The 22,704-nt window shown below is 54.1% G+C and carries 21 protein-coding genes; 10 read left to right on the top strand and 11 right to left on the bottom strand.

Going from position 1 to position 22,704, the window contains the following annotated elements; translation table 11 throughout:
* Positions 1 to 85 precede the first annotated feature (85 nt).
* From YERSI8AC_RS04150 to YERSI8AC_RS04165, 4 genes are all read left to right on the top strand, one after another.
* Positions 86 to 1,210, top strand: a complete 1,125-nt coding sequence (locus YERSI8AC_RS04150; protein ID WP_138801309.1) for a M20 family metallopeptidase — start codon at positions 86 to 88, stop codon at positions 1,208 to 1,210.
* A gap of 70 nt (positions 1,211 to 1,280) precedes the next feature.
* Complete coding sequence (locus tag YERSI8AC_RS04155; RefSeq protein WP_201304179.1) at positions 1,281 to 2,675, top strand: YfcC family protein; 1,395 nt, start codon at positions 1,281 to 1,283, stop codon at positions 2,673 to 2,675.
* Positions 2,676 to 2,862: 187 nt separating this feature from the next.
* The gene (locus YERSI8AC_RS04160) at positions 2,863 to 4,044 is read left to right on the top strand and encodes a M24 family metallopeptidase (protein ID WP_159176158.1); all 1,182 of its coding nucleotides are present in this window, start codon (positions 2,863 to 2,865) and stop codon (positions 4,042 to 4,044) included.
* Positions 4,045 to 4,099: 55 nt separating this feature from the next.
* The gene (locus tag YERSI8AC_RS04165; protein WP_159176159.1) at positions 4,100 to 5,515 is read left to right on the top strand and encodes a YfcC family protein; all 1,416 of its coding nucleotides are present in this window, start codon (positions 4,100 to 4,102) and stop codon (positions 5,513 to 5,515) included.
* On the opposite strand, the gene YERSI8AC_RS04170 is transcribed toward YERSI8AC_RS04165, so the two are convergent.
* Together YERSI8AC_RS04170 and YERSI8AC_RS04175 are read right to left on the bottom strand one after the other, a co-directional pair.
* On the bottom strand, positions 5,512 to 6,441 hold the full coding sequence (locus tag YERSI8AC_RS04170; RefSeq protein WP_159176160.1) for a LysR family transcriptional regulator: 930 nt from the start codon (positions 6,439 to 6,441) through the stop codon (positions 5,512 to 5,514). The genes YERSI8AC_RS04165 and YERSI8AC_RS04170 overlap by 4 nt on opposite strands.
* Before the next feature lie 317 nt (positions 6,442 to 6,758).
* Positions 6,759 to 7,277 (bottom strand): cupin domain-containing protein, encoded by a 519-nt coding sequence (locus tag YERSI8AC_RS04175; protein WP_159176161.1) that lies wholly within the window; start codon positions 7,275 to 7,277, stop codon positions 6,759 to 6,761.
* Positions 7,278 to 7,523: 246 nt separating this feature from the next.
* On the opposite strand from YERSI8AC_RS04175, the gene YERSI8AC_RS04180 reads away from it, so the two are divergent.
* The gene (locus tag YERSI8AC_RS04180; RefSeq protein WP_159176162.1) at positions 7,524 to 8,723 is read left to right on the top strand and encodes a multidrug effflux MFS transporter; all 1,200 of its coding nucleotides are present in this window, start codon (positions 7,524 to 7,526) and stop codon (positions 8,721 to 8,723) included.
* A gap of 58 nt (positions 8,724 to 8,781) precedes the next feature.
* Here the strand turns inward: YERSI8AC_RS04180 and YERSI8AC_RS04185 are convergent, their stop codons facing one another.
* On the bottom strand, positions 8,782 to 9,345 hold the full coding sequence (locus YERSI8AC_RS04185; protein ID WP_022519801.1) for a TetR/AcrR family transcriptional regulator: 564 nt from the start codon (positions 9,343 to 9,345) through the stop codon (positions 8,782 to 8,784).
* A gap of 135 nt (positions 9,346 to 9,480) precedes the next feature.
* On the opposite strand from YERSI8AC_RS04185, the gene YERSI8AC_RS04190 reads away from it, so the two are divergent.
* Genes YERSI8AC_RS04190 through YERSI8AC_RS04200 form a run of 3 tightly spaced genes read left to right on the top strand, consistent with a single transcriptional unit; the run spans position 9,481 to position 12,289 of the window.
* Positions 9,481 to 10,710, top strand: a complete 1,230-nt coding sequence (locus YERSI8AC_RS04190) for an MFS transporter (RefSeq protein WP_022519802.1) — start codon at positions 9,481 to 9,483, stop codon at positions 10,708 to 10,710.
* A complete protein-coding gene (locus YERSI8AC_RS04195; protein WP_022519803.1) occupies positions 10,707 to 10,922 on the top strand; it encodes a hypothetical protein in 216 nt (71 codons plus the stop codon). The genes YERSI8AC_RS04190 and YERSI8AC_RS04195 overlap by 4 nt, the downstream gene beginning before the upstream one ends.
* A complete protein-coding gene (locus YERSI8AC_RS04200) occupies positions 10,916 to 12,289 on the top strand; it encodes an Asp-tRNA(Asn)/Glu-tRNA(Gln) amidotransferase GatCAB subunit A (protein ID WP_022519804.1) in 1,374 nt (457 codons plus the stop codon). Before YERSI8AC_RS04195 ends, YERSI8AC_RS04200 begins: the two co-directional genes overlap by 7 nt.
* On the opposite strand, the gene YERSI8AC_RS04205 is transcribed toward YERSI8AC_RS04200, so the two are convergent.
* Genes YERSI8AC_RS04205 through YERSI8AC_RS04220 form a run of 4 tightly spaced genes read right to left on the bottom strand, consistent with a single transcriptional unit; the run spans position 12,286 to position 16,163 of the window.
* Entirely contained in the window at positions 12,286 to 13,083 is a 798-nt protein-coding gene (locus YERSI8AC_RS04205; protein WP_022519805.1) for an ABC transporter ATP-binding protein, read from the bottom strand. The genes YERSI8AC_RS04200 and YERSI8AC_RS04205 overlap by 4 nt on opposite strands.
* The gene (locus YERSI8AC_RS04210) at positions 13,080 to 14,123 is read right to left on the bottom strand and encodes a FecCD family ABC transporter permease (protein ID WP_022519806.1); all 1,044 of its coding nucleotides are present in this window, start codon (positions 14,121 to 14,123) and stop codon (positions 13,080 to 13,082) included. Before YERSI8AC_RS04210 ends, YERSI8AC_RS04205 begins: the two co-directional genes overlap by 4 nt.
* Positions 14,120 to 15,211 (bottom strand): FecCD family ABC transporter permease, encoded by a 1,092-nt coding sequence (locus tag YERSI8AC_RS04215; protein WP_022519807.1) that lies wholly within the window; start codon positions 15,209 to 15,211, stop codon positions 14,120 to 14,122. Before YERSI8AC_RS04215 ends, YERSI8AC_RS04210 begins: the two co-directional genes overlap by 4 nt.
* The gene (locus YERSI8AC_RS04220) at positions 15,168 to 16,163 is read right to left on the bottom strand and encodes an iron-siderophore ABC transporter substrate-binding protein (RefSeq protein ID WP_159176163.1); all 996 of its coding nucleotides are present in this window, start codon (positions 16,161 to 16,163) and stop codon (positions 15,168 to 15,170) included. Before YERSI8AC_RS04220 ends, YERSI8AC_RS04215 begins: the two co-directional genes overlap by 44 nt.
* A 264-nt stretch (positions 16,164 to 16,427) precedes the next feature.
* Here YERSI8AC_RS04220 and YERSI8AC_RS04225 point away from each other — a divergent pair, with 264 nt between their 5' ends.
* Positions 16,428 to 18,554 carry a TonB-dependent siderophore receptor gene (locus YERSI8AC_RS04225; RefSeq protein ID WP_053856879.1) on the top strand — a complete coding sequence of 709 codons (2,127 nt, stop codon included), beginning with the start codon at positions 16,428 to 16,430 and terminating at the stop codon, positions 18,552 to 18,554.
* 233 nt (positions 18,555 to 18,787) lie between these two features.
* Complete coding sequence (gene rhuM, locus YERSI8AC_RS04230) at positions 18,788 to 19,777, top strand: virulence protein RhuM/Fic/DOC family protein (protein WP_159176164.1); 990 nt, start codon at positions 18,788 to 18,790, stop codon at positions 19,775 to 19,777.
* Positions 19,778 to 19,872: 95 nt separating this feature from the next.
* Here rhuM and YERSI8AC_RS04235 read toward each other — a convergent pair whose 3' ends face one another.
* The 4 genes from YERSI8AC_RS04235 to YERSI8AC_RS04250 all read right to left on the bottom strand — a co-directional run bounded on the left by YERSI8AC_RS04235 (position 19,873) and on the right by YERSI8AC_RS04250 (position 22,597).
* Entirely contained in the window at positions 19,873 to 20,169 is a 297-nt protein-coding gene (locus YERSI8AC_RS04235; protein WP_159176165.1) for a DUF1330 domain-containing protein, read from the bottom strand.
* 87 nt (positions 20,170 to 20,256) lie between these two features.
* A complete protein-coding gene (locus YERSI8AC_RS04240) occupies positions 20,257 to 20,802 on the bottom strand; it encodes a hypothetical protein (RefSeq protein WP_159176166.1) in 546 nt (181 codons plus the stop codon).
* A gap of 77 nt (positions 20,803 to 20,879) precedes the next feature.
* Positions 20,880 to 22,172, bottom strand: a complete 1,293-nt coding sequence (locus tag YERSI8AC_RS04245; RefSeq protein ID WP_159176167.1) for a PQQ-dependent sugar dehydrogenase — start codon at positions 22,170 to 22,172, stop codon at positions 20,880 to 20,882.
* Positions 22,169 to 22,597: a DUF2231 domain-containing protein gene (locus YERSI8AC_RS04250; protein WP_159176168.1), complete on the bottom strand. Its 429-nt coding sequence runs from the start codon at positions 22,595 to 22,597 to the stop codon at positions 22,169 to 22,171. Before YERSI8AC_RS04250 ends, YERSI8AC_RS04245 begins: the two co-directional genes overlap by 4 nt.
* Positions 22,598 to 22,704: the final 107 nt, after the last annotated feature.

The raw sequence follows: 22,704 nt of genomic DNA on the forward strand, positions 1-22,704 counted from the left end.
TCACATACTGACCGTGCGCCTAATAGCACAACGCTGTTCTGAGTTGCTGCTGTTTAGAGGCTGTCATTCTTACTCGAGAGGCTATATGAATACCCTTCACACTTATCTGCAAGAGCATCAGCGTTCTATTCTCGATGATATTGAAGCGTTGGTACGTGCTGAATCGCCATCCAATGATAAAGCCGCAGTGGACGCCTGTGGTCAAATGTTGCGCCAGTTATTTCAAGACCGGCTCCAATGTCAGGCGGAAACGTTCCCACAAACTGAAAAGGGCGATCATCTTGGCTTCACGCTAGGAGAGGGGGATCGTCAGATTCTTATTTTGGGGCATTTCGACACGGTTTGGGATATCGGCCGGCTCGCTATCCGCCGTGAGACGGACAAGTTTTACGGTCCCGGCATTTTGGATATGAAAGCAGGTATTGTTCAAGCCATTTGGGCTGTCAAAGCACTCGTTGAACTCGATGCGCTTCCCAATGCCCGTATTCGTTTTCTATGTACCAGTGATGAGGAGTTAGGTAGCCCTACTTCGCGACAACGAATTGAGGAGGAGTCGGTTGCGAGCGATGTGGTGCTGGTTGTTGAACCTGCCACGGCTAATGGCAGCGCTTTGAAAACGGCACGTAAAGGCTCTGGACGCTTTTACATGCATATAACGGGTAAAGCAGCTCATGCGGGCAATAACCCTGAAGAAGGGGTGAGTGCGATTGAGGAGTTGTCCCACCAGATTCAGTACTTACATAGTCTGGCCGACCCCGGCCTGGGAACCACAGTGAATGTTGGGATGGTACGTGGCGGTGGCCCACTTAATGTCGTGCCGGAGGAAGCTGAGTTAGGTATTGATGTTCGGGTAACGACGCTGGAAGAAGCCGGGCGGCTCTACAATGCCATTTATCAAAGTACCCCATTTCATCCCAGCGTAACGCTAACCGTTAGCGGTGACATGACGCGCCCGCCGATGGAGCGAACACATGCTACGGCTCGTCTGTTTGAACTTGCCCAGCACGCTGCCGGTGCATTCGGCATTGAGCTTACGGAAGCCTCGGTAGGTGGAGGAAGCGACGGCAATTTCGCTGCAGCCAAAGGTATTCCCACCCTTGATGGGCTGGGTGCAACTGGCGCTGCCCCCCATGCGGAATATGAGCACATTGAAATAGCCTCAATTGTACCGCGTGCGGCGATCCTGGCGGCGTTGATACGGCAGGTCTGATACGCCATTCAGCCGTTTGTCAGTGCGTTAAATAAATAACTATATGAAAAAATATTCAGGAAATTTCAACGTGAAAACTAGATCAATACAAAGAATGGCCATGCCCGATGCCTTTGTGATTCTGTTTGGGTTATTACTGGTGGCTTGGCTATTGAGTTTCTTTATTCCCTCGGGCCAGTTTGAGCGAACCACAGAGGGGCGGCCGACGGTTATTCCTGGCAGTTTTCATCTGGTGGAGTCTAGTGGCCTTAATTTTTTCGACATTTTTCTTTCGATTCAGAACGGTTTTATCAGCTCAGCAAACCTAATTGCTTTAGTTCTGGTAATGGGCGGTGCGATTGCTGTGGTGGAGTCCACCGGTGCGATCAATGCGGGTATCAAAAGCCTGGTTGATAAAGCCCGGGGGCGTAAATATCTGCTCGCGATTGTGGTGTCTTTTGTATTTGGCGTGGTATCTGCCATTGGCGTTGGGTCGAATGCCGTTATTGCCTTTATTCCGCTGGGTATCGTGTTGGCACGAGCGCTTAAGTTAGATGCGATCGCGGGGATCGCCATTGTCTATCTGGGCTATTTTTCGGGCTCAGCGGCGGCTGTTTTCGATCCTATTACGCTGGGTATCGCGCAATCTATAGCAGGGCTGCCACTATTTTCTGGCGCGCCGCTTAGGGTGGCGCTATTTTTCGTGCTACTGGCAGTGACAATTGCTTATGTGTGTTGGTATATCAAACGCATTAGCGACGATCCCGGCCGAAGTCTAATGGGGAGTCAGCCCTTTAGCACTGAAGCCATTGGATCAGATGATGAGAACTTAACGTTTACGCGTCGGCATCTGGTCATTTTAAGCTTCTTTGTTGCCTGTTTAGCGGTGTTTATTTATGGCTCTTTAGGGTTGGGGTGGGGCGTTAATGAGCTCTCTGCCATTTTCATGATCAATGGGATAGGCAGCGCAGCTCTCGCTCGCTTCTCGCCCAACGAGTTTGTGCAGATGTTCATGAAAGGGGCCAAAGGTATGCTGTATGGTGCCTTTATTATTGGCATTGCCAAAGGCATTACGGTGCTAATGGCCGAGGGGATGATTCTTGATACGGTCGTGAATTCAATTTTTGTGCCCTTAAGTACGCTTCCATCCATGTTGGGTGCGCTTGCTGTCTTTGTATTCAACCTCTTTTTCAACTTTCTGGTGCCTTCTGGGAGCGGTCAGGCAGCTGTAGTGATGCCGATTTTGACGCCGCTTGCGGATATGCTTGATATCACTCGGCAAACGGCGGTGATTGCATTCAAGCTTGGTGATGGGATCACCAATATTATTACGCCGACATCGGGGGTGTTGATGTCTGTGCTTGCCGTGGGCGGAGTGCCATGGAGTAACTGGGTACGTTTCGCGTTTCCGTTGGTATGCCTCTGGACGCTAGTGGGCATCGCCTTTGTAGTTACCGCTGTGTTGATTAACTACGGGCCTTTCTAATCAAGCGTAAGAATACGCTCGGTTAGTATGCAATACATTGGAAATAAACAACCAAACCGCTCAAGTTGAGCGGTTTGGTTCTCCATTAATGATATTTATAAGATATCGAATGACATTTATATAGTATTTTACCCTCACGTGAGGGCACTGGTAGCTTCCTGAGGTGGTTAACTCAGGAGCTAGCAACATGATTTTGAAAATTTCTGTTTCAGAAATTAAAGCAAGGCAAGAAATTTTTTTAACTAATCTTAAAAATAAGCACTGCGACGCAGCGTTGCTTTTTAGTGTTACCGATATCTTCTATCTTACAGGATTTAACTTCCGCCCTTCAGAAAGGCCGATTGCTCTTATTGTGGATGCACAGGGCTTTTTCAGTTTATTTGTGCCCCGCATGGAGGTAGAGCATGCACAAGAATACGCCGTTATAAGTACTTCTTACGATTACCCTGAATACCCTGGCATTACTCATCCGATGGAGTATCTCAAAAAGGTACTTCAGGATAAGAACTTTGGTTCTTTAAGTGTTGGCATTGATGCCGAGGGGTATGGGTCAGCAAAGGGCTATGCGGGGCCGGCAATTACTTCACTGATCACTTTTGCCGATAAGGTGCTTATCAAAGGGCTCGTTGAAGAGCAGCGTTATATTAAATCATCGACGGAAATAGAGCTGATTAAAGAGTCTGCCCGATGGGGTAATTTGGCGCACAACCTGCTGACTAAGTATACCCATGCGGGTGGCCGTGAAATGGAGGCGGAAAGCCGCGCTACCCAGGAAGCGACCAAGGCGATGTTCGAAACCCTGGGCGCAGGTTATCGTTCCTATGGATCGCCAGCGCATGCATTCTATCGCGGTCAGATTGGCCCGCATTCGGCTTTCCCTCATTCGCAAAACCAGAACGCCATGTTCAAGAAAGGGTTCAATGTTGTCTCGCAGGCGGCCTGCGATGTTTGGGGCTACAAGAGCGAGCTAGAACGTACCATGTTTATTGAAGAAGCAACAAAAGAACAGGAAATATTCTTCAATCATATGTATGAAGCGCAGGAAGTAGCTTTTAGAACTATTAAACCAGGTATTCCCGCTTCTAAAGTAGAGGAAGAGGTGCAACGATACTTTAAGGATAATGGCTTAACGCAATACGTTAAACATCATACCGGCCATAACATGGGACTTTTAAACCACGAGGCCCCATTTTTCGACCTGGGAGATCACACTCTGCTTGAACCAGGCATGGTCTTTTCCGTTGAGCCGGGGCTGTATGTCGATGGCCTGGGCGCTTTCCGACACTCCGACACTATCGTGGTAACGGAAAAGGGTATGGATATGATCACTTACTTTCCCAGAGACTTCGAGTCGCTAATCATTGGTTAATTCACAATAGGGTGAGGCCTTTGACCTTGCCCTTATAAGTTTTAGAGAGGTAAAAATGAAAAAAATAGACCCGAATGCCTCAGCTGTTAAAAAGAAGAAAAATATACCTGACTCCTATGTCATCCTGTTCGCGATGCTAATGATTGCATCAATAGCGACGTGGTTCATTCCAGCAGGCAGCTTTGAGCGTACAACAGAAAGTGGCACTGCTATGGTGGTGCCAGGTAGCTATGAAGCGTTGCCTGCAAGTCCCACCACGCTCTATGATTTTTTTCTTTCGATACAGTCTGGTTTGATCGATTCTGCCAGCATTATCTTTCTTGTGCTGACCATTGGCGGCTCGTTCGCCATCCTGGATCACACAGGAGCCATTCAGGCTGGCATTATGAAGCTGATCAAGAAAACGCAGGATAAAAAATATGCGTTGATAGTGGCGGTGTCTATCGCTTTTTCGGCAGCGGGGTTTATTGGCGCGTTACAAACGGCTGTTATTGCATTTATCCCCATCGGCATCATTATCGCCAGAGCCTTTAAGCTAGATGCGGTAGCAGGCGTGGCGATTATTTACCTGGGAGCATATGCAGGCTACACGATTGGCGGTTTGGATCCGATTACCACCGGGTTTGGTCAAGAGATCGCGGGGCTCCCCATTTTCAGCGGCCTATGGTTTCGTTTTGCCGTCTACCTCTGCATTTTAGCGTCGACGATCGCCTATCTTTGTCATTACATTTCCAAAGTTTCAAAAGATCAAAGTAAATCTGTGCTGGGCGCTACACCTTTCCCCACAGAGGTTGAAAACGCTAACACAATCCCCGCCGAGTTTACTCGGAAACATAAGGTGATATTGGAATACTTTTCGACCTGTATGATTGGCTACGTAGTGGGCGTTTTTAACTTAGGATGGGGGTTGCATGAAATGGCCGCGCTGTTCTTGGTAATAAGCCTGGGAACGGCGGCGATTGAAAAGGTACCCGCAAACCAGTATGTGAATCTGTTCATCAGAGGTGCGCAAGGAATGCTGTACGCAGCATTAATTGTGGGCCTTGCCAGGGCAATTGTGGTCGTGCTCGAAAACGCTTACGTTCTGGACACCATTGTTAACTCGATTGCGATGGTACTTCAGCCATTACCTAATGTGTTGGCGGCACTAGGTATGTACGGGTTCAATCTGGCGTTCAATATCATCATTAGTTCTGCCAGCGGTCAGGCGGCGATTGTTGTCCCCGTGATGGCGCCATTAGCAGACACTATCGGTTTGACCCGGCAAGTTGCCGTGCTGGCTTATAACTTTGGTGATGGTTTTACTAACATTATTACCCCTACGTCGGGAATTTTAATGGCCAGTATTGCGATCGGTGGGGTTCCATGGCTTAAATGGCTTAAGTTCGTGATCCCTTTGCTATTAATCTGGATAGCCATTGGGGCTGCGGCGCTAAGCATTGCGGTGGCCATCAACCTAGGCCCTTTTTAAGAAAGCAGATAAGTTTTAGGCACGATCGGCTTTTCGATCGTGCCTTCATTTATCTTCGATTCAATATACTGAATAAAGAAACGTGCCGTATCAGTCAATAAATTGGAATTCCACGCCATCGAGCTGACCTTTTGCACATCTGAATTAATCGACTTGTACACTACATGGTCATTTTTTATGTAGGTGGCCGAGTGGGGAAGTAGCGTAACGCCCATTTCGGCGGCCACGAGTGCCACCAGTGTTTGCTGTTCCTGAGCTGTCTGAATGACATTGGGCTTGAAGCCATGTTCTTTACACAGAGCCATTATCGCATCATAGTAACCGTGCCCTGCTTCTCGGGGTGTCATCACCCAGTTTTCATTACTGAGTTTACTTACGTCGACCACCTGGTTAGTGGTCGCTAGTGAATGGCTTTTAGGAAGACAGGCAACGAAGTGCTCTTCTAGTATCGTGATATTGTCTATTCGTTTGTCTGAGACAGGAGAGACAAGAAATCCGACATCAATTGTCCCATGTATCAAGCCGACAATCTGATTGTGAGTGGTAAGTTGTTGCAAACGTATGTCGATACCTGGATGGCTTCTTTTAAAGTCTTTAACGATAGATGGAATCAAGTGAAACGACATAGTACCGCTAAATCCGATTGAAATAGATCCCTCCTTGCCTTGTGCTATTCTTTGAGTAAAGGCTATTTCCTTATCCAGCGTCGCAATGCACTTTCTTGCCGCTTCGAGAAAATGCTGACCCGCTGGCGTGATGCGGACTTCCTTGTTATTCCTAATAAGAAGCTGAACGCCGATTTCTTCTTCAAGGTTTTTTATCTGATTACTTAGGGGTGGTTGCGATATATTAAGTAATTTAGCCGCGCGCCCGAAGTGAAGTTGTTCGGCGACGACAATGTAGTACCTTAAGTGTCTGAGTTCCATGAGCTCCCTTTAGTGCTGGTTTTGATTTATTGAAAAAGGCTGCTGTATTGGCTGAGAAACCACGATTTTATGTAGAAAAAAATAGTATAAATGCAGAGAATAAGCCATGTTAGCAATATATGGTGCTATAGAGTACTCTTTTTCCGACGACCTATTTAATGATGTTTCACACATTACATTGGCCGTTTCCCCAAGATATTACTTACATTGTTAAAACGCCTCAGGTGAAGCGTCAGATTATGCATAAATAGTTAAAAACTGCTCCGGTTCGTCGAAAAGCTAATTAATCGTCGAGCTTGCCAATTGCCTTCCACCTGCTAAGAGCCTTCCCGCCACAGCTCCGCTAGTGAACCTCCTGCCGGGGAATCCTCGGGTAAGGCAACGGCAGCGACTCGGGCTTTTGCTGCCGCAAGCTGTGCGGGGTCGCCGCGCTCTATTTCCGGCTTTTGGTCGGGTGGGTAGGCGCCTACCATGCAGAAATCATCATCCGCCTCCAGGCTGGCATGCCCAACTCCTGCTGGCAGCACCAGTACATCGCCTTGGTAAAGCATCAGCTCCTGGCCGTTAGGGCCACCCAGCCGCGCCCGTGCCCGCCCGCGAAAGATACCCAGTGCTTCATGGGCGGTGGAGTGAAAGTGGTCAAAGTCATACAGGTGGTAGCGCCACGCAGGCGGCCAGCCGTGGCGTTTGAACATGCTTTCAAAGGCATCAGCCCGCTCCTCTGCATTGCTGATATCGAGAACCTGGCGATAAACCAGCACTGGTAGAGGGGAGTTGGGGTAGCCGGTCGCTGCATCGCTGTCGAGATGAAGTCGTTCTGGCTGGGGCATAGACATCCTTGCCTCCTCATTCCTCGTTGGGGGTGTGCTGTCAGCATGGTTTTTTAAGCTTGGTTTTAAGCATGTTTTTAAGAATAGTTTTTAATGCATGGCCGAGCAAACCGATAACAAACTGGCTAGGTGTTTAGTCGATTACCGCCCCGCAGCCCACCCCCTCATTTTCTATTCGATTGCCTTGATGGCATCAGTCGGTATCATATCGTGGGTGTTGTCCATCATTACGCCCTTTTACCGCGAGCTTCTATGACCCAATCTAAAACGCCCTTCATTGTGGTGCTGAGCCTGGCAATGACCATGATGCTGGGCCCGTTTTCCATGGATACGTACCTGCCGGCCTTTCCGGTCATCGGTGAATCGCTGGGGATTTCTCAGCAGGCGGTATCGTTGAGCGTTTCAGTGTATGTACTCGCGTTGGCGTTTGGCCAGTTAATCGGCGGTGCGCTTTCAGACCGCTACGGGCGCCAGCGGGTGCTGATGAGCGGGCTGGCGATTTTTGCGCTCTCGAGCATCGTCATTGGTATGGCGGATTCTTTGAACACCCTGCTCGGCGGGCGGGCAGTTCAGGCTCTTGGCGCCGGTTTTACCCTGGTATCTGTGCCGGCGCTGGTGCGCGACCGGGTGGCGGGCCGCGACGCCGCGAAACTGTTCTCGATGATGGGCTTTATCATGGTGCTGGCACCTGGAATCGCTCCGAGCGTAGGCAGCGCGATTCTGGCGCTGGGTTCCTGGCACTATATCTTTTTCGCCTTGGCGGTATACGCGGTGCTGCTGGTGCCGTTGCTGGTGCGGGTGATCTTTACCGGCACGGGCAAGGTATCCCGCGCGAAAAGCCCTAAGATGAGCCTGCTGGCGCGTTACAAGCTGGTACTGTCGACAAAACCGGCCTTGCCGTTCATCGTTTGGCAGGCTGCCTCTTTTTCTACCCTGATGATGTTCATCACCTATGCGTCATTTATCTATCAGGGGCATTTCGGCCAGTCGCCTTCAAGCTTTTCGATGTTGTTTGCGGCGAATATCGTCGCGATGCTTATCTTCAACATTCTTAATCGAGTGTTGCTTTCCCGACTACCTTCACTGCGTATCCTACAGTTGGCAACGGGCTGTCAGGCAGTCGGTATACTATTGCTGGTGATGGCTGCCTTTATGGAGTGGCCTCTATACGCTTTCCTGCCCGCCATGATGCTGACCATCGGCTCGATAGGGGCGATCTCGCCGAATATTCAAGCGTGCTTTTTGGAGTTCTTTCCCACCAGTGGCGGGACGGCCGCAGCGCTTCTAGGCGCAGCACAGTTCGGTGTCGCCGGGCTGCTGAGCGCATTGTCCGCCATGTTGCCGCATACGCTTGAAGCGATCATTCTGGCCATGGCCGCCTGTGGATCGGTGGCGTATCTGATGCTTGCCCGCTCTATCATCAAAGGGCGTGCCGCTGTCGAAGCACCCTAGGTCAGGCGGCGCGCTCTTGCTAAAAGCCTCGTGTTATCCAAAACACGGGGCTTTTTTATCAAGCATCTGCTGAGCTTACTAACTGTTCAAAAAGTGCTTCTATGGCCTGCGCAGTCGGCGTTTCGTTGGCAAACAAGATGCGGTACATCAGAGGCGCCACCACTATTCGGATGACTAGGCCTGTTTCAATCGGCTGCTCGCCTCTGGCGAGGGCGCGTTCGTTTATGACTTCGATCTGCTGACGCAAGAAGCCATCACATTTCCCCGCGCAGGCGTGGCCTTCTGTACCTAGAACATCGCGGAGCATCGCCCGTCCTGGGGCTGATGACATTTCTTCGAAGTACTCAACAAGCCAAGCTAACAAGTCGCTACGCAAACTCCCTGTATCGGCTGGCGGCTGTTCCGGCTGTAGTTGCTCGACGGCAACGTCGGCCAGTAACTGGGCAAGATCACCCCAGCGACGGTAGATCGTAGAGGGGGTGACTTCTGCACGTGCGGCGATAGCGGGCACCGTAAGCCCGGCTCGCCCTTGTTCTTTTTGCAGCTCTTGAACGGCCTGATGAACGGCAGCCTGAATACGAGCGCTGCGGCCCCCTGGACGGGGAGTGGGTTTGTTGGTCATGTGTTCCTTCTGTGCTTATTCATCGGTACGTTTTCGCCGGTACGGTGGAATAAATCACTAAAGCAAAATATTTGCTTTAGTGATTTGTTGGGCTTATGATCCTTAAAGCTAATATTTTGCCTTTTGAGAGGGGTCATGTCCATCAACGTTTCTGATACCGCCCGCCGTTCTTCGAGCTGGAGACTGTCTTCCTCCAGTGCTGTTTTCCTGCACGCAGCGATAATGATTGCCTTTTTGGCAGCATCGAGTGCGCCTACCCCGCTGTACCAACTTTATCAGCAGCAATGGAGCTTTAGCGCAACACTGCTGACCGTGGTTTTTGCCACTTACGCGCTGGCTCTGCTTCTGGCACTGCTGGTGGCGGGGAGGCTGTCAGATCATATTGGCCGACGTCCGGTTATTGCCCTGGCTTTGTTGCTACAGATCATCGCTATGGTGGGCTTTTTAGGTGCTGCCGGGCCGGGTTGGCTGATTGCTGCGCGCGCTCTGCAAGGCTTTGCCACTGGTATGGCCACTGCGGCAGTCGGAGCGGCGATACTCGATTTTAGTCGGGAGCGGGGGGCCGTGATCAACAGCATCTCACCGCTGCTTGGTATGGCAGCCGGCGCGCTAGGCAGTACCTCTTTGGTCGTGTTGGCGCCTGATCCGCTGCACGTGGTGTACGTGTTGCTGCTGGCTGTTTTTCTGGTGATGTTGGCCTTGATTTGGCTGGCGCCGGAGACGGCGACATCTCGCCCGGGTGCCTGGGCAAGCCTGAAACCACGTATTGCCGTGCCGTTGCAAGCGCGCAAGACGTTGTTATCTGTCACCCCTGCGAACATGGCAGTGTGGATGCTGGGTGGCTTTTATCTATCGCTTATGCCATCGCTGATCGTTGACGTTACGCATGTGAACACGCCATGGCTTGGTGGTCTTGTCGTCGCAGCGCTAACGCTCACTGGCGCCACAGCGGTTCTGGCGGCTCGCAAGCTGAGTTCTTTTACAACCCTCTTGTCTGGCGAACTTGCCTTGGTCGTAGGGCTGGTCGTCATTCTGATCGGGGCTAACCAGGGATACGCTGTCTTGCTGTTGGTCGGGTCGGTCATTGCGGGGTTTGGGTTTGGCGCGAGCTTTCTTGGGGCTGTGCGCAGTGTCCTTCCGTTGGCCGAGCCCCATGAACGTGCCGCGCTGATGGGCGTGTTTTATATCGAAAGTTATCTGGCCCACAGTGTGCCTACGATGGCTGTCGGCTACTTGGCCCAGAAGGCCGGTTTGCTGGCCGCGGTCAATGTCTATGGTGCGGTGGTCACAGCACTGGCCTTGCTGGCCATTACCCTGCTGCTTATGCAAGCGCGCACCTCAATGAAGAAAGGAAATCAAGCATGACTGTTCAAAATACCACCCCTATGTCCGCCGAGGAAACCCAGGCTCTGGCTACCAGTTTGGGGCTGCCCCTGGCCTCTGAACGTGCGCCACTGATTGCTGGCGTACTGCATCACATACACACGGTAATTACCCGGCTCGACGAATTACCTATTGATGAATCATACCCTCCTTCATTTGCCTTTGATGCCAGTCAGGAGAACAACCCATGCTAAACCCATTAAACCTGACACTGGCCCAAGCCAGTGCCGCCATCGCGGCACGCGAACTGTCGCCAGTAGAGTTGGTGGATGCGGCCGTGGAGCGTATTGGTGCGCGAGAGCCAGAGATCAACGCTTTTGTATCTGTATGGGTAGAAGCCGCCCGTGAGCAGGCACTTGAGGCCGAGCGAGACATTCAACATGGCCGTTACCGTGGGCCGCTGCATGGCATTCCTATCGCGCTGAAAGACCTGTTCGATGTTGCTGACCAACCCACCACTGCCAGCTCCCGTGTTCGGGACGGGCATCGGGCAGAGGCCAACAGCGCGGTAACGGATGCCTTGCTGCGTGGCGGCGCCATACTCCTGGGCAAGACCCATTTGCATGAGTTCGCTTTCGGCCTGACCACACCTCAAACGCGCAATCCGCGTGATCCCCAGCGCACGTCGGGGGGCTCGAGTGGGGGTTCTGCAGCAGCGGTTGCCTATGGCGGTGCCTGGGCGGCCATGGGAACAGACACCGGTGGCTCGATTCGAGTACCCGCAGCACTTTGCGGGTTAGTCGGGTTCAAGCCAACGTATGGCTTGGTCTCCCGCCACGGCACTGCGCCCCTGGCCTGGTCACTCGATCATGCGGGCCCTATGGCACGCACGGTAGAGGATGTTGGCCTGTTATTGCAGGCAGTGATGGGCTTTGATGCGCGCGACCCCGCTAGCCGTACTCCGTCTGCCTCTTTCGGTATCAACGCAGAGTCGGGTGTGCAAGGGCTGCGTGTTGGTATCCCGCGCAACTATTACTTTGACCACGTTGCGGAGCCAGTCGCCGCGGCTGTTAGGCGTGCGGCAGCGCATCTGGAACAGCAGGGAGCTGTGCTGGTGGAGGTGGATATTCCGCTGGCCGACTACCTCATTCCGACCCAGTGGGGCCTGATGGTGGCTGAGGCGGCATCTGTACACGCCAAGGACATACGCCAATCGGCATCGCTATACGGTGATGATGTACGTACTTTGCTCGAAGCCGGACAACTGCTTCCTGCCGGAGACTATTTGAAGGCACAGCGTGCCCGACACCTGATCGCACAGCGCTGGGGTTCCCTTTTTTCAGAGATCGACATTCTACTGGCGCCAACCGTGCCCCAGACAGCAGCGCTTATAGAGCAGGATACGTTTACCTGGAAGGATGGCAGTCAAGAGAGTGTTGCCGAGGCGTATGTGCGCTTATGTGCACCCGCCAATGTGACCGGGCTGCCCGCGCTGACCGTGCCGTTCGGTAAGGATCATCAAGGGCTACCGATAGGCGTCCAAATCATGGGAAAAGCATTTGATGACGCCAAGGTACTACAGGTTGGGCGTGCCATTGAGCGGCCTCTTTTACCCGCTTAACACGCCCCATGCCGCCCAAGCGGTATCATCATCGGTTTGCCGGTGACGGGGTCTTCGATAACCCGGCTTTCCAGGCCAAATACCTCACGCACCATCTGTTCGGTCAGAATCTCCTCTGGCGGGCCTGCCGCGTAAACCTTGCCGTTAGCCATGGCGACCAGTTGGTCGGCGTAGCGGGCGGCCAGGTTGAGTTCGTGGAGCACCATCACGATGGTGGTGCCGCGCTGCCGGTTTAGGTCAGTGAGAAGGTCGAGCACATCGATCTGGTGGTTGATATCCAAAAAGGTGGTGGGCTCATCCAGAAGCAGCACTTTGGTTTGCTGGGCCAGCGCCATGGCGATCCACACCCGCTGGCGCTGCCCGCCGGAAAGCTCGTCCACGTGGCGTTCGGCCAGCTCGCTCAGGTGGGTGGCGGCCAGGGCGTCGGCGACGGCTACTTCATCTGCCGCGCTCCAGCGTTTGAAAAGCCCCTGGTGCGGGTGGCGGCCCCGGCTGACCAGCTCGAGCACGCTAATGCCTTCCGGGGCGATGGGCGATTGCGGCAGAAACCCAAGTTGTTGTGCCAGGCGGCGGGTGGGTAGCTGGTGAATGGCGTTACCCTCCAGCAGCACGCTGCCCTGCGCGGGCGTCAGTAGCCGTGAAAGCACGCGCAAAAGGGTCGATTTTCCACAGGCGTTGGCACCCACAATGGCGGTGGTCTGGCCGTCAGGCACAGTCAGGTTAACGTCATCCAGAATGGTGCGTTCCCCATAGCCTGCCACCAGGCCCTGGGCGAGTAGTGAGCAAGCGCTCATAGAGTGCCTCGGGTTTTGTTGTCGCGAAGTATCAGATAAACGAGATAGGGCGCGCCTAATACGCCGGTCACGATGCCGACTGGGTAGCGGGCGGGGAGCAGAAACTGCCCCGCATAATCGCCTAGCAGCACCAGCAGGGCGCCCACCAACGCGGCGGGAATGAGCAGCGAGCCGTTGCGGCCCATTAGGCGGGCCGCAATCGGGCCGGAAAGGAACGCCACAAAGGCCACCGGGCCGGAAACGGCGGTGGCAAACGCCACCAGTGCCACCGCGGTAATGACCACGACAACCCGCGTAATAGCCAGGCGAACCCCCAGCCCGGCGGCAAGGTCGTCACCCATGCTTAGGGTTTCAAGGTCTCGGTGGCGGCTCAATAGCAGCCCGCCGAACAGGAGCAGGGCGACCAACAGCGGCAGCGCTTGATCCAACTGAGCGCCGTTGACACTGCCGGTGAGCCAGCGCAGGGCTTCTTGTAGCGTCCAGCTGGGCGCGCGCATTAAAAGATAGGCGGTAATACTTTGCAGCATTGCGGCCAGGCCAATGCCGATCAGAATCAGTCGCCCGCCGGTCACGCCCTGACGCCAGGAGAGCGTGTAGATCAACAGCGCCACGCCCAGCCCGGCAGCAATTGCCACCATAGAAACCGCCGGGCCGCTTAGCGAGAGCACCACGATGGCAAATACCGCCCCGGTGCTGGCACCGGTGCTGATGCCGATGATATCCGGGCTTGCCAGTGGGTTGCGCAGCAGGGTCTGAAAGGCGATGCCGCCCAGGCCAAAACAGGCGCCTACCAGCACTGAAACGACGGCCCTGGGCAGGCGCAGTTCGCGCACGGTGAAACCAGCCCCAGGCACTTCCGCACCGCCAAGTATGCGTAGCACCGTGGTTAACGGCGTGAAGGACTGCCCCACCATCAGGGTTAACAGCACGCCTGCGATTAGGCTAGCGCTAAGCAATGCAATCATGCGAGCGCGGTGCTTAGCGTTTGTCTTTCTAATCTGTCGGAAATGGCTGATCGCGCTGAGGGGCGGCTGGTTCATAGTGAGCCTACCTTGCGGTTGCGCACAATCCAGATAAACACCGGCGCACCGATAAAGGCGGTCACGATGCCCACGTCCAGCTCTGAAGGATGGGCGATTAGCCTCCCGGCCACGTCTGACAACGTCAGCAGTACGGCGCCACCCAGGGCAGAGAAGGGTAGCAGCCAGCGATAATCGCCGCCCGCTAGCAGGCGGCAGGCGTGGGGTACGACCAGCCCCACAAAGCCAATCGGGCCGCACACCGCCGTAATCGGGCCGCACAGCAGTACCGCGCCCACTGCCGACATGGCCCTGGCCACGGCCACCTTTTCACCCAGCCCGGCGGCGGTGTCGTCCCCCAATGCCAACATATTGAGTTTGCGCGCGGCGAGCAGGGTGATGACAAACCCCGTCACCAGAAAGGGCAGCACTGGAAGAAGCTGCTCATAGGTCGCGCCACCCACACCGCCCACCAACCAGGATTGCACCAGCCCGCCGATATCACCCCGTGGCAGTACCACGGCAGTAGCAAGCGAGCTAAGCGCGGCGGTAATGGCCGCCCCTGCCAGCGCCAGCCGCAGCGGCGTAGCGCCCCCTTGGCCGAGGCTGGCTATCGCGTAAACCGCACAGGCCGAGATAGCGGCGCCTGCAATGGCTGTCCAGATGTAGCTGGTCGTCTCGTCAATACCGAACCAGGCAATGCCAATCACCACCGCCAGCGCCGCCCCGGCGTTAACGCCCAGAAGGCCAGGGTCGGCCAGCGGGTTGCGGGTCAGGCCCTGCATGACGCCACCGGAAACCCCCAGGGCGGCTCCGGCCAGCATGGCAAGTAGCGTGCGCGGCAGGCGGCTGGCTACGGCAGCGTCGCCAACGGTTTCTACCTGGCCGCTCAGCGCGGCGGCGATTTCCGGCCAGCCTACTTCACGGGCGCCAAACGCCACAGAGAGCATGGCGGCAAGGCCGAGCAGAACAAGCAGCGCTGCGCCGCCAGACAACCGACGGGCAGCGTTGCGTTTGATACGAAGAGCGACAGAGCGATTAACGCTTGAGCCAGACGCCGGACCGCTACCGTTGTGACTTGCGCGCGGCTTCTGAGAGCAGGTCTGCATAATCGTCCAGTAACCATGAGATCGACATGGGGGTAGGGTTGGCCGCCGTGCCCAGCGGCGTATTGCCGAGGGTGACAATGGCGCCTTTTTCTACCACCGGCAGGCGGGAGGTAAGCGGGTGGGCGTTGAGCTGCTCGATCAGCGGCTGACCGCCGTAGGTGACGAGAATATCCACATCGTTGAGCTCGTCGATCAATTCAGAGCTGATTTCGCCAGCGAATTTACCGGGAGTGGAGTTCTGCTTGACGACTTCAGGCGAGGCCAGCCCCAGGTCATGGAAAAACCGCACCCGCGCGTCGTTGTCGGTGTAGAACGAAATGCGCCCGAGGTTGGTGGGGTCAAGGTGGGTCACGAACATGGCCGTCTTGCCCGCAAGGTCAGGGTGGTTGGCGGCGGTATCGGCAATCTGTGCCTCAAGCTGCTCGATTAGCGCCTGGCCTTCCTCGGCCATGCCCATCCCTTGGCTGTTCAACTGGATCATATCCCGCCAGTCGGTTGCCCAGGGGCCTTCAGGGTAAGCGACCACCGGGGCGATCTGGCTCAAAGTGGCGTAGTCCGACTGGCTGAGCCCTGAATAGGCCGCCAGAATCACATCCGGTTGGCTAGCGGCCACGGCTTCAAAATCGATTCCGTCGCCTTCATCGAACAGGGCAGGGGGTGTGGCATTCAGCTCTTCAAGCCGGGTTTCTACCCAGGGCAGTAGCCCGTTACCGTTGTCGTCGCCAAAGTTGGCAGCGGCAAAGCCGACCGGCAAAACGCCAAGCGCCAGCGGCACTTCGTGGTTGGCCCAGGCCACGGTCGCTACCCGCTCGGGCTTCTTGGAAAGCACCGTGGTGCCTAAGGCATTTTCGATTTCAAGGGGATATTGCTGCGCGCCAACGGGCAAAGCGCCGAGGCTGCACGCAGCGATAAGCGCCACGTAAGCGCTCAGACTTCTATGGAACAGGGCCATAGCCTTCTCCAAAAGCTTAAGACGTAAATAACGAATAATCCTCACCGCGTGATAAGAACGCAGCGTCTAGATATATGACCGGTAGTCCGGGTGATGCATGTCGCCACGGTGTATTATAATTATTATCAAAAGTTCAACTAAATGATTGTGATTGACATTATCACTCTTGACTCGGGGATGCTAGCTTCGGATACTCTCACGGCCTTTCAAAAGAAAACCACAAGGCGAGCAAGGCAGGTTTATCCATTTCAAGGGATCTTCAACATGACTGATAGCAGTAGTACAGTCCGGCGCGGCGCAAGCCGGTTACGGTGGCAGCAGACCACTACCGCCATTCTGTGCGGCACCACGCTGGTGAGTATTCCCATGCTCGGGAACGCCCAGGAGACCGGCGAAGGCAGTGACGATAACGAGGGATATCGCCTCGCCCCCATTATCGTCAACGCCCAGGCCTACGCTGATGATGATGCCAATTCGATAGTGGCTCAGGAGCTGTGGGTGGGCGGTAAGGTCGCCACCAGTATTCTTGATACACCTGCCTCCGTGTCGGTCGTCACCGAGAAGGAGATTGAGCAGCGCAACGCCTCTACCACCGAGGAAGTGCTGCAATATACGCCAGGCGTGCTCACTGATTATTACGGCACCGATGACCGTAACGACTATTTCAAAATCCGCGGATTCCAGGCGACCACCTACCGTGACGGGCTGACGCTAGGCTCAATGCGCGGTGTACGCGAAGAGCCTTACGCCTACGAGCGCGTTGAAGTATTGCGCGGCGCCAACTCCACCCTGTTTGGTCCGGCGGATCCGGGTGGTTCGGTCAACTTCGTGAGCAAACGGCCACGCTTTGAGCGTTTTGGGGAGGGGTATCTCTCCTACGGTTCATTCGACGCCAAAGAGGCCGGTGTTGATGTGGGGGACACGCTGAACGCTGACGAGACAGTGGCCTACCGCTTTACCGGCACCCTCCGAGACAGCGACCGCGAATACGATCACTCCAAAGACGATAATGGTTTCTTGATGGGTGGCTTGGCCTGGGAGCCGACGGAGTACACCTCAGCAAGCGTTATCTTCGATTACCTGAAGCGTGATGACACCCCCAATAGCGGTGGTTATCCGCTCGACCGGGAGTACGACCGCAGCGACTTCTTCGGCGAGCCTGGCTTCAACTATCACGATGTTGAGCGTACCAGCCTCACCGGGCAGCTCACCCATGATTTCAACAACGGCCTGACGCTGCGCGGTAATCTGCGCTATAGCGACCTGACCGACGACTTCGGATACGTCTATATCACTGACTCTGCAGCGCGAGTTGGCAGCGTGGTGGATCGCGACTATTTTGGTACCGACAACGAAGCTCAGGAGTTGATCGGCAACGCTATCCTGCAATACGACGCCCGCTTTGATCAGGTCGATAGCAGCACACTTGTGGGTGTCGAGTATCGCGATGCCTCAACCGAAGACAGTTCGTTTTACGGGGATGCGACCTCCATTGATATCGCAAACCCCGTCTTTAGCGGTGCGCCGAGTAGCCTCAATGTCTATAGCAGCAACAAGCAGGACTTCACCACCGAGTCGGTTTTCCTGACCCAGAATTTGTCCTTCTATGACCGATTCATTGTGACAGCGGGTGTGCGCAACGACTCAATGGATGTCTCCAGCACCAACATGGCGGGCGTTACCGATTCCGATGACTTCTCTGAGACCTCACTTCGCGGTGCACTGACCTATCGCGTCACTGACGAAATCTCTACCTATGTCAGCATGGTGGAGTCGGTCGCACCGCCCACCATTGGCGTTGAGCCTGAACGGGGCGAGCAGTACGAAATTGGTGCGAAATATTCTCCCTTTGGTACGAATGCGCTGTTTTCGGCGGCCATCTATGACCTAACCAGGGACGACGTTACCATCTCGGTTGTACAGGACAATGGCGTTATTGAGCGGGAAACCGTTGGTGAATCCCGCGTGCGGGGTCTTGATCTGGAGGCCAAGGCTGAGTTGACCGATAGCCTTAGCGTGGCCGGTGGTTACTCCTATATGGAGTCGGAGGTGGTGCGCGACAGCAACGCAGCCAGAGAGGGTAACGAGTTCACTGCAGCACCCAAACATACGGCGTCGCTGTGGGGCTACTATACCTTGCCAAGCCAGGATATGAGTGTTGGCCTCGGCGCCCGTTACATTGGCTCCTACTACTTTGATGTCGCCAATACGTCAAAGAGCAGTGCGGCAACACTCTTTGACGCAGCCTTCAGCTACCAGCTCACCAAAGACGCCGACCTAGCCGTCAACGTCAGCAACTTGCTCGACGAGCAGCACGTGGTCGGTTCAAGCACCGCCGACTACTATAATCCGGGTCGCGAAATCAGCGCGAAAGTGAGCTATCGCTGGTGATGTAATTCCACCTATACCCCAGAGGTAAAGCAACGGCAAAACGCCCCGACTTGGTTCGGGGCGTTTTGGTATCGCGTTTTCCATCCCCCAGAGCGTTCGTGGATGTTTAACAGCAAACATTTTTTGGGATTTTTGCTGTATGGGTGTACAGTTTAAGTCGCGATTTATACTTAGCTAACTAAGAGAGTCGCTTTAGCGACAGGTAGATCGGGATAAAAACGGGGGCGCAATCGATGAATGAACAGCAAATACAGATATTCACCAGCGAAGATGGCAAAGCGCAGCTGGAAGTGGCGTTGGAACAGGACTCCGTGTGGTTGAGTCAGGCGCAGATGTGTGAACTGTTTGGGCGCGAGCGTTCGGTTATTACAAAGCACATTCGTAACGTTTTTAACGAGGGAGAGCTGGAGCGAAATTCAGTATGTGCAAAATTTGCACATACTGCCGAAGATGGCAAAGCTTATCAGGTTGATCACTTCAATCTTGATGTCATTATTTCAGTTGGCTACCGCGTGAAATCTCAGCGTGGTGTACAGTTTCGCAAGTGGGCCACCGATGTACTCAAACAATATCTGGTTCAAGGCTATACCCTTAACCAACGCCGACTAACCGAGCGCGGTATCGAGTTTGAGCAGGCGGTCAATCTGCTCAGCCGAACCTTGACCAATCAAGGGCTGGTATCTACCGAAGGCGAAGCCGTGGCGCGTGTTATTAGCGACTACGCACGCTCCTGGAGTTTGCTGCAGGGCTACGATGAACAGCAATTAGCTGAGTTAAACATCAAGCAGCCTGATATGCATTCGCTAGGGTTAGAAGAGGCACTGAAAGCCATTAGTGAGTTGAAGCGAACTCTCATTAGCAAAGGCGAAGCAACCGAGCTTTTTGGACAGGTGCGGGGTGATGGTTTGACATCAGCTCTCGCCACCATCGAACAAGGTTTTGGTGATGAGCTATTTTACCCTAATGTGGCTACCCGAGCGGCGCACCTGCTTTATTTTGTTATCAAGAACCATCCCCTAGCTGATGGAAATAAGCGCTGTGGCTCTTTTCTGTTTTTGTGGTACCTGCGCCGCAACGCCGCATTACTGGCACGCCCTGTTGAGCAGCTTATTAATGACAACACGCTAGTCGCGTTAGCGTTATTAGTGGCGGAAAGTCTGCCCGATCAGAAAACACTGATGATTCGATTGATTGAGCATTTTGTACTGCTTAAAGAAAGTTGAGCGCTAACGCGGGGGTAATCGTTGCGTCATGATTGGGATAGGGAAAATCGGCCCCGCAAAGGCGAGGGTTCCATCGCCTTTGCAGGTGAGGTTCTTTAGGCTTCTGTTAGGCCATCAACGATAAAAACGCGGTAGTCGGCGCCCTGGAAGCGATGCTTGCGGGCTTCCTGATAGGCGGGGCTTTGATACCAGGCGCGGGCGGCAGCCATATCCGGAAAGCGCAGAATCACCGCACCTTCCATAGCGCTACCTTCAAGCACTTCAAAATCGCCATAAAAAGCGAGCGGTTGCGGATCGTGGCCTTCGCGAGCGGCTTTTGCTTTCTCGCCGTAGCGCTCCATTTCCTTGGCGTCGTGAATGTGTTCTCGAGTCAGAACGACATAAGCGGGCATTAAATTCTCCTTACGTAACCATTAAAAAGCAGCTAGAGCATATCATTAGCTCAAAGCTGAACTGCATGAGAAAAGCACAATCGTCCGCTACTCGGCTTTTGTAGGGCCATTGGCAGCGATACTTACCGTTTGTTCAGTTGCGGGTACTACCACAGCTGCGGTTTCTAGCCGTCTTTTTTCCAGTGCCGCCAAGGTGATTTCATAGCAATCGTCGATATGGCTGTTGCCCATGTACTTCATGGCGGCGAAGCTAATGCTGCCTGCCACGGCGCTGCCTACGAAGGGTACGAACTTAGCAACACCCTTTGCTGCTACCTTGCCAGCCATCTTATTTAGCAATACCACGATAAGCTTTCTGGTGATGTATTTGCCTGCCATCTTGCTGCCGGTATTGGAAATGGCCGTCATCACAAATAGCTTTGACTCTGTATCCAAGCTCTCAATCTGTTCGGGCGTTAAACCAAATTTCTGGTTAATTTTGGGAATTAGTCGCATCAATATGGCGACGTCTGAGCCAATATCCACGCCAGGAATGGGGATAGCCGCCGCGCCTGCAGAAAAGCTTGAACTCTTGGTGACTATCGAATGACACGATTTTCTTATCGCTTCGAGCTCTTCGAATGACTCGATCATATAACGTCCTTGTTAGCTCAAATGGAAAAGGCGGCCTAAGCGAATGCCGTCTTCCTTAACGCTGCTGGTAAAGCGTTTTACTCGTTACCTTCATAGGTCACGCGCCAAACGGCGTTCGTCAGGTCATCGGCGATGATAAGGGCGCCGTCAGGATCGATGGTGACACCTACGGGGCGACCGCGTGTTCGGCTGTCATCGGTCAGAAACCCGGTAACAAAATCAATCGGTTCGCCATCCGGTTCACCGTTGCTGAAGGGCACAAAAACAACTTTATACCCCACAGGGTCATTGCGGTTCCAACTGCCGTGCTCGCCGATAAACACGCCTTCCGCGAATTCGTCGCCCATTTCAGGAATGGAAAAGGCGAGCCCTAACGGCGCTACGTGCGAACCCAGGCTGTAATCGGGCGCTATCGCCGATTCCACCTTGTCAGGGTTCTGTGGGCGAACGCGTGGGTCGACATGCTGTCCCCAGTAGCTGTAAGGCCAGCCATAAAAGCCACCTTCCTGTACGGTCGTGAGGTAGTCAGGAACCAGGTCGGGCCCCAGTTCATCCCGCTCGTTGACCACTGCCCATAGTTGGTCTGTATCGGGCTGAATGGTGAGCGCTGTAGGATTGCGCAGGCCGGTGGCATAAGGCCGATGCATACCCGTTTCGGTATCAATTTCCCACACCTCAGCCCGATTAACTTCTGCAGCCATACCACGTTCGGTGATATTGCTGTTGGAGCCAATACCCACGTACAAGAAGTCACCGTTGGCGCTGGCGGTCATCGCTTTCGTCCAGTGGTGATTAATTTCAGAAGGTAGTTTGCTAATCTCCTCCGGCGGCCCGTTGGCTTCGGTTTGGCCCTCCTCGTAATCAAAGCGTACAACTGCATCCTGGTTAGCTACATAGAGATTGTTATCAACCAATGCCAGCCCATAGGGCGCGTTGAGGTTTTCGGCAAACACTGACTGCTCGTAACTGCCATCGCCATTTTCATCGCGCAGAAGGGTTAAGCGATTACCGCTCTCAACAGAGGTGGTGCCCTGGCTTTTTATATAACCCGCAATAAAGTCTTTTGGCTTCAGCCTCGGTGCATTGCCGCCACTACCTTCAGCTACCAAAATGTCTCTGTTTGGCAATACCAGCGTTTGGCGGGGTACTTTAAGGTCGGTAGCAATGGCAGTAATAGCGTAACCATCAGGGACGGTGGGTAGCTGGTCACCCCATTCTGCAGGTTCAGGCACTGTCATGTCGGGCAAGAGCCCGCGCTGGGGTTCTGGCAGTGTGGGGTTAGCCCCGTATTGTTGAGCATTTTGAGCGTTGGCGCTACCTGCCAACAGTAGAGCCGATAGGGGCGCAGCATAAAGGCTGGTAAGTTTCATGACTTACCCCCGGTGCCAAGGCGAGAAAAGCCCACCCAGGTGGCCGTGCCCGCCAGCAACACAACGACGATCGAAAGCGCAAAACCTGCTGGCATCATGGCCCAGGCGTCCCTGGCATGGGCCAATGCATTAACCAAGGCAAGTATCCAGGTAAGCAGTAGAAGCGCTGGATAAATCATAAGTGCGAGGTTGCGATCTGCGGCGCGAAAGAAGCCGACAATCGAGCATAAAAACGCTAAACCTGTAAAAACAAGCCCACCGACGTTTAGCCAGGAGGCAAAAGTAGCCCATTGAATATGGTAGCTCGTTGAGTAGGCGTAATCGCACAGCATAGCGCCAGCAAAGAGAGGAAGAGTTCCAACAAGTAGTACAGTGTGAAGCGGATGCAGTCCGCGACGATAAGTGTGTTCACTGGAGGCTTTCACGGCAAACTCCTTATGCTGTTCAAGCGAATTGGTTTGCCAAGGCTCAGCAGCGCCATGCGCGAAACCAGCCTAGGCAACGACATCATGTGCGTTAATTCACAGCATAG

Origin of the sequence: Halomonas sp. 113 (assembly GCF_904067645.1) — a bacterium.
In the GTDB taxonomy this organism is placed as follows: domain Bacteria; phylum Pseudomonadota; class Gammaproteobacteria; order Pseudomonadales; family Halomonadaceae; genus Vreelandella; species Vreelandella titanicae.

Bases quoted from the DNA above. Each gene is read 5' to 3' on its own strand.
- YERSI8AC_RS04150 (WP_138801309.1), top strand. From the start codon at position 86: ATGAATACCCTTCACACTTATCTGCAAGAGCATCAGCGTTCTATTCTC.
- YERSI8AC_RS04160 (WP_159176158.1), top strand. From the start codon at position 2,863: ATGATTTTGAAAATTTCTGTTTCAGAAATTAAAGCAAGGCAAGAAATT.
- YERSI8AC_RS04165 (WP_159176159.1), top strand. From the start codon at position 4,100: ATGAAAAAAATAGACCCGAATGCCTCAGCTGTTAAAAAGAAGAAAAAT.
- YERSI8AC_RS04170 (WP_159176160.1), bottom strand. From the start codon at position 6,441: ATGGAACTCAGACACTTAAGGTACTACATTGTCGTCGCCGAACAACTT.
- YERSI8AC_RS04175 (WP_159176161.1), bottom strand. From the start codon at position 7,277: ATGTCTATGCCCCAGCCAGAACGACTTCATCTCGACAGCGATGCAGCG.
- YERSI8AC_RS04180 (WP_159176162.1), top strand. From the start codon at position 7,524: ATGACCCAATCTAAAACGCCCTTCATTGTGGTGCTGAGCCTGGCAATG.
- YERSI8AC_RS04185 (WP_022519801.1), bottom strand. From the start codon at position 9,345: ATGACCAACAAACCCACTCCCCGTCCAGGGGGCCGCAGCGCTCGTATT.
- YERSI8AC_RS04190 (WP_022519802.1), top strand. From the start codon at position 9,481: ATGTCCATCAACGTTTCTGATACCGCCCGCCGTTCTTCGAGCTGGAGA.
- YERSI8AC_RS04195 (WP_022519803.1), top strand. From the start codon at position 10,707: ATGACTGTTCAAAATACCACCCCTATGTCCGCCGAGGAAACCCAGGCT.
- YERSI8AC_RS04200 (WP_022519804.1), top strand. From the start codon at position 10,916: ATGCTAAACCCATTAAACCTGACACTGGCCCAAGCCAGTGCCGCCATC.
- YERSI8AC_RS04205 (WP_022519805.1), bottom strand. From the start codon at position 13,083: ATGAGCGCTTGCTCACTACTCGCCCAGGGCCTGGTGGCAGGCTATGGG.
- YERSI8AC_RS04210 (WP_022519806.1), bottom strand. From the start codon at position 14,123: ATGAACCAGCCGCCCCTCAGCGCGATCAGCCATTTCCGACAGATTAGA.
- YERSI8AC_RS04215 (WP_022519807.1), bottom strand. From the start codon at position 15,211: ATGCAGACCTGCTCTCAGAAGCCGCGCGCAAGTCACAACGGTAGCGGT.
- YERSI8AC_RS04220 (WP_159176163.1), bottom strand. From the start codon at position 16,163: ATGGCCCTGTTCCATAGAAGTCTGAGCGCTTACGTGGCGCTTATCGCT.
- YERSI8AC_RS04225 (WP_053856879.1), top strand. From the start codon at position 16,428: ATGACTGATAGCAGTAGTACAGTCCGGCGCGGCGCAAGCCGGTTACGG.
- rhuM (WP_159176164.1), top strand. From the start codon at position 18,788: ATGAATGAACAGCAAATACAGATATTCACCAGCGAAGATGGCAAAGCG.
- YERSI8AC_RS04235 (WP_159176165.1), bottom strand. From the start codon at position 20,169: ATGCCCGCTTATGTCGTTCTGACTCGAGAACACATTCACGACGCCAAG.
- YERSI8AC_RS04240 (WP_159176166.1), bottom strand. From the start codon at position 20,802: ATGATCGAGTCATTCGAAGAGCTCGAAGCGATAAGAAAATCGTGTCAT.
- YERSI8AC_RS04245 (WP_159176167.1), bottom strand. From the start codon at position 22,172: ATGAAACTTACCAGCCTTTATGCTGCGCCCCTATCGGCTCTACTGTTG.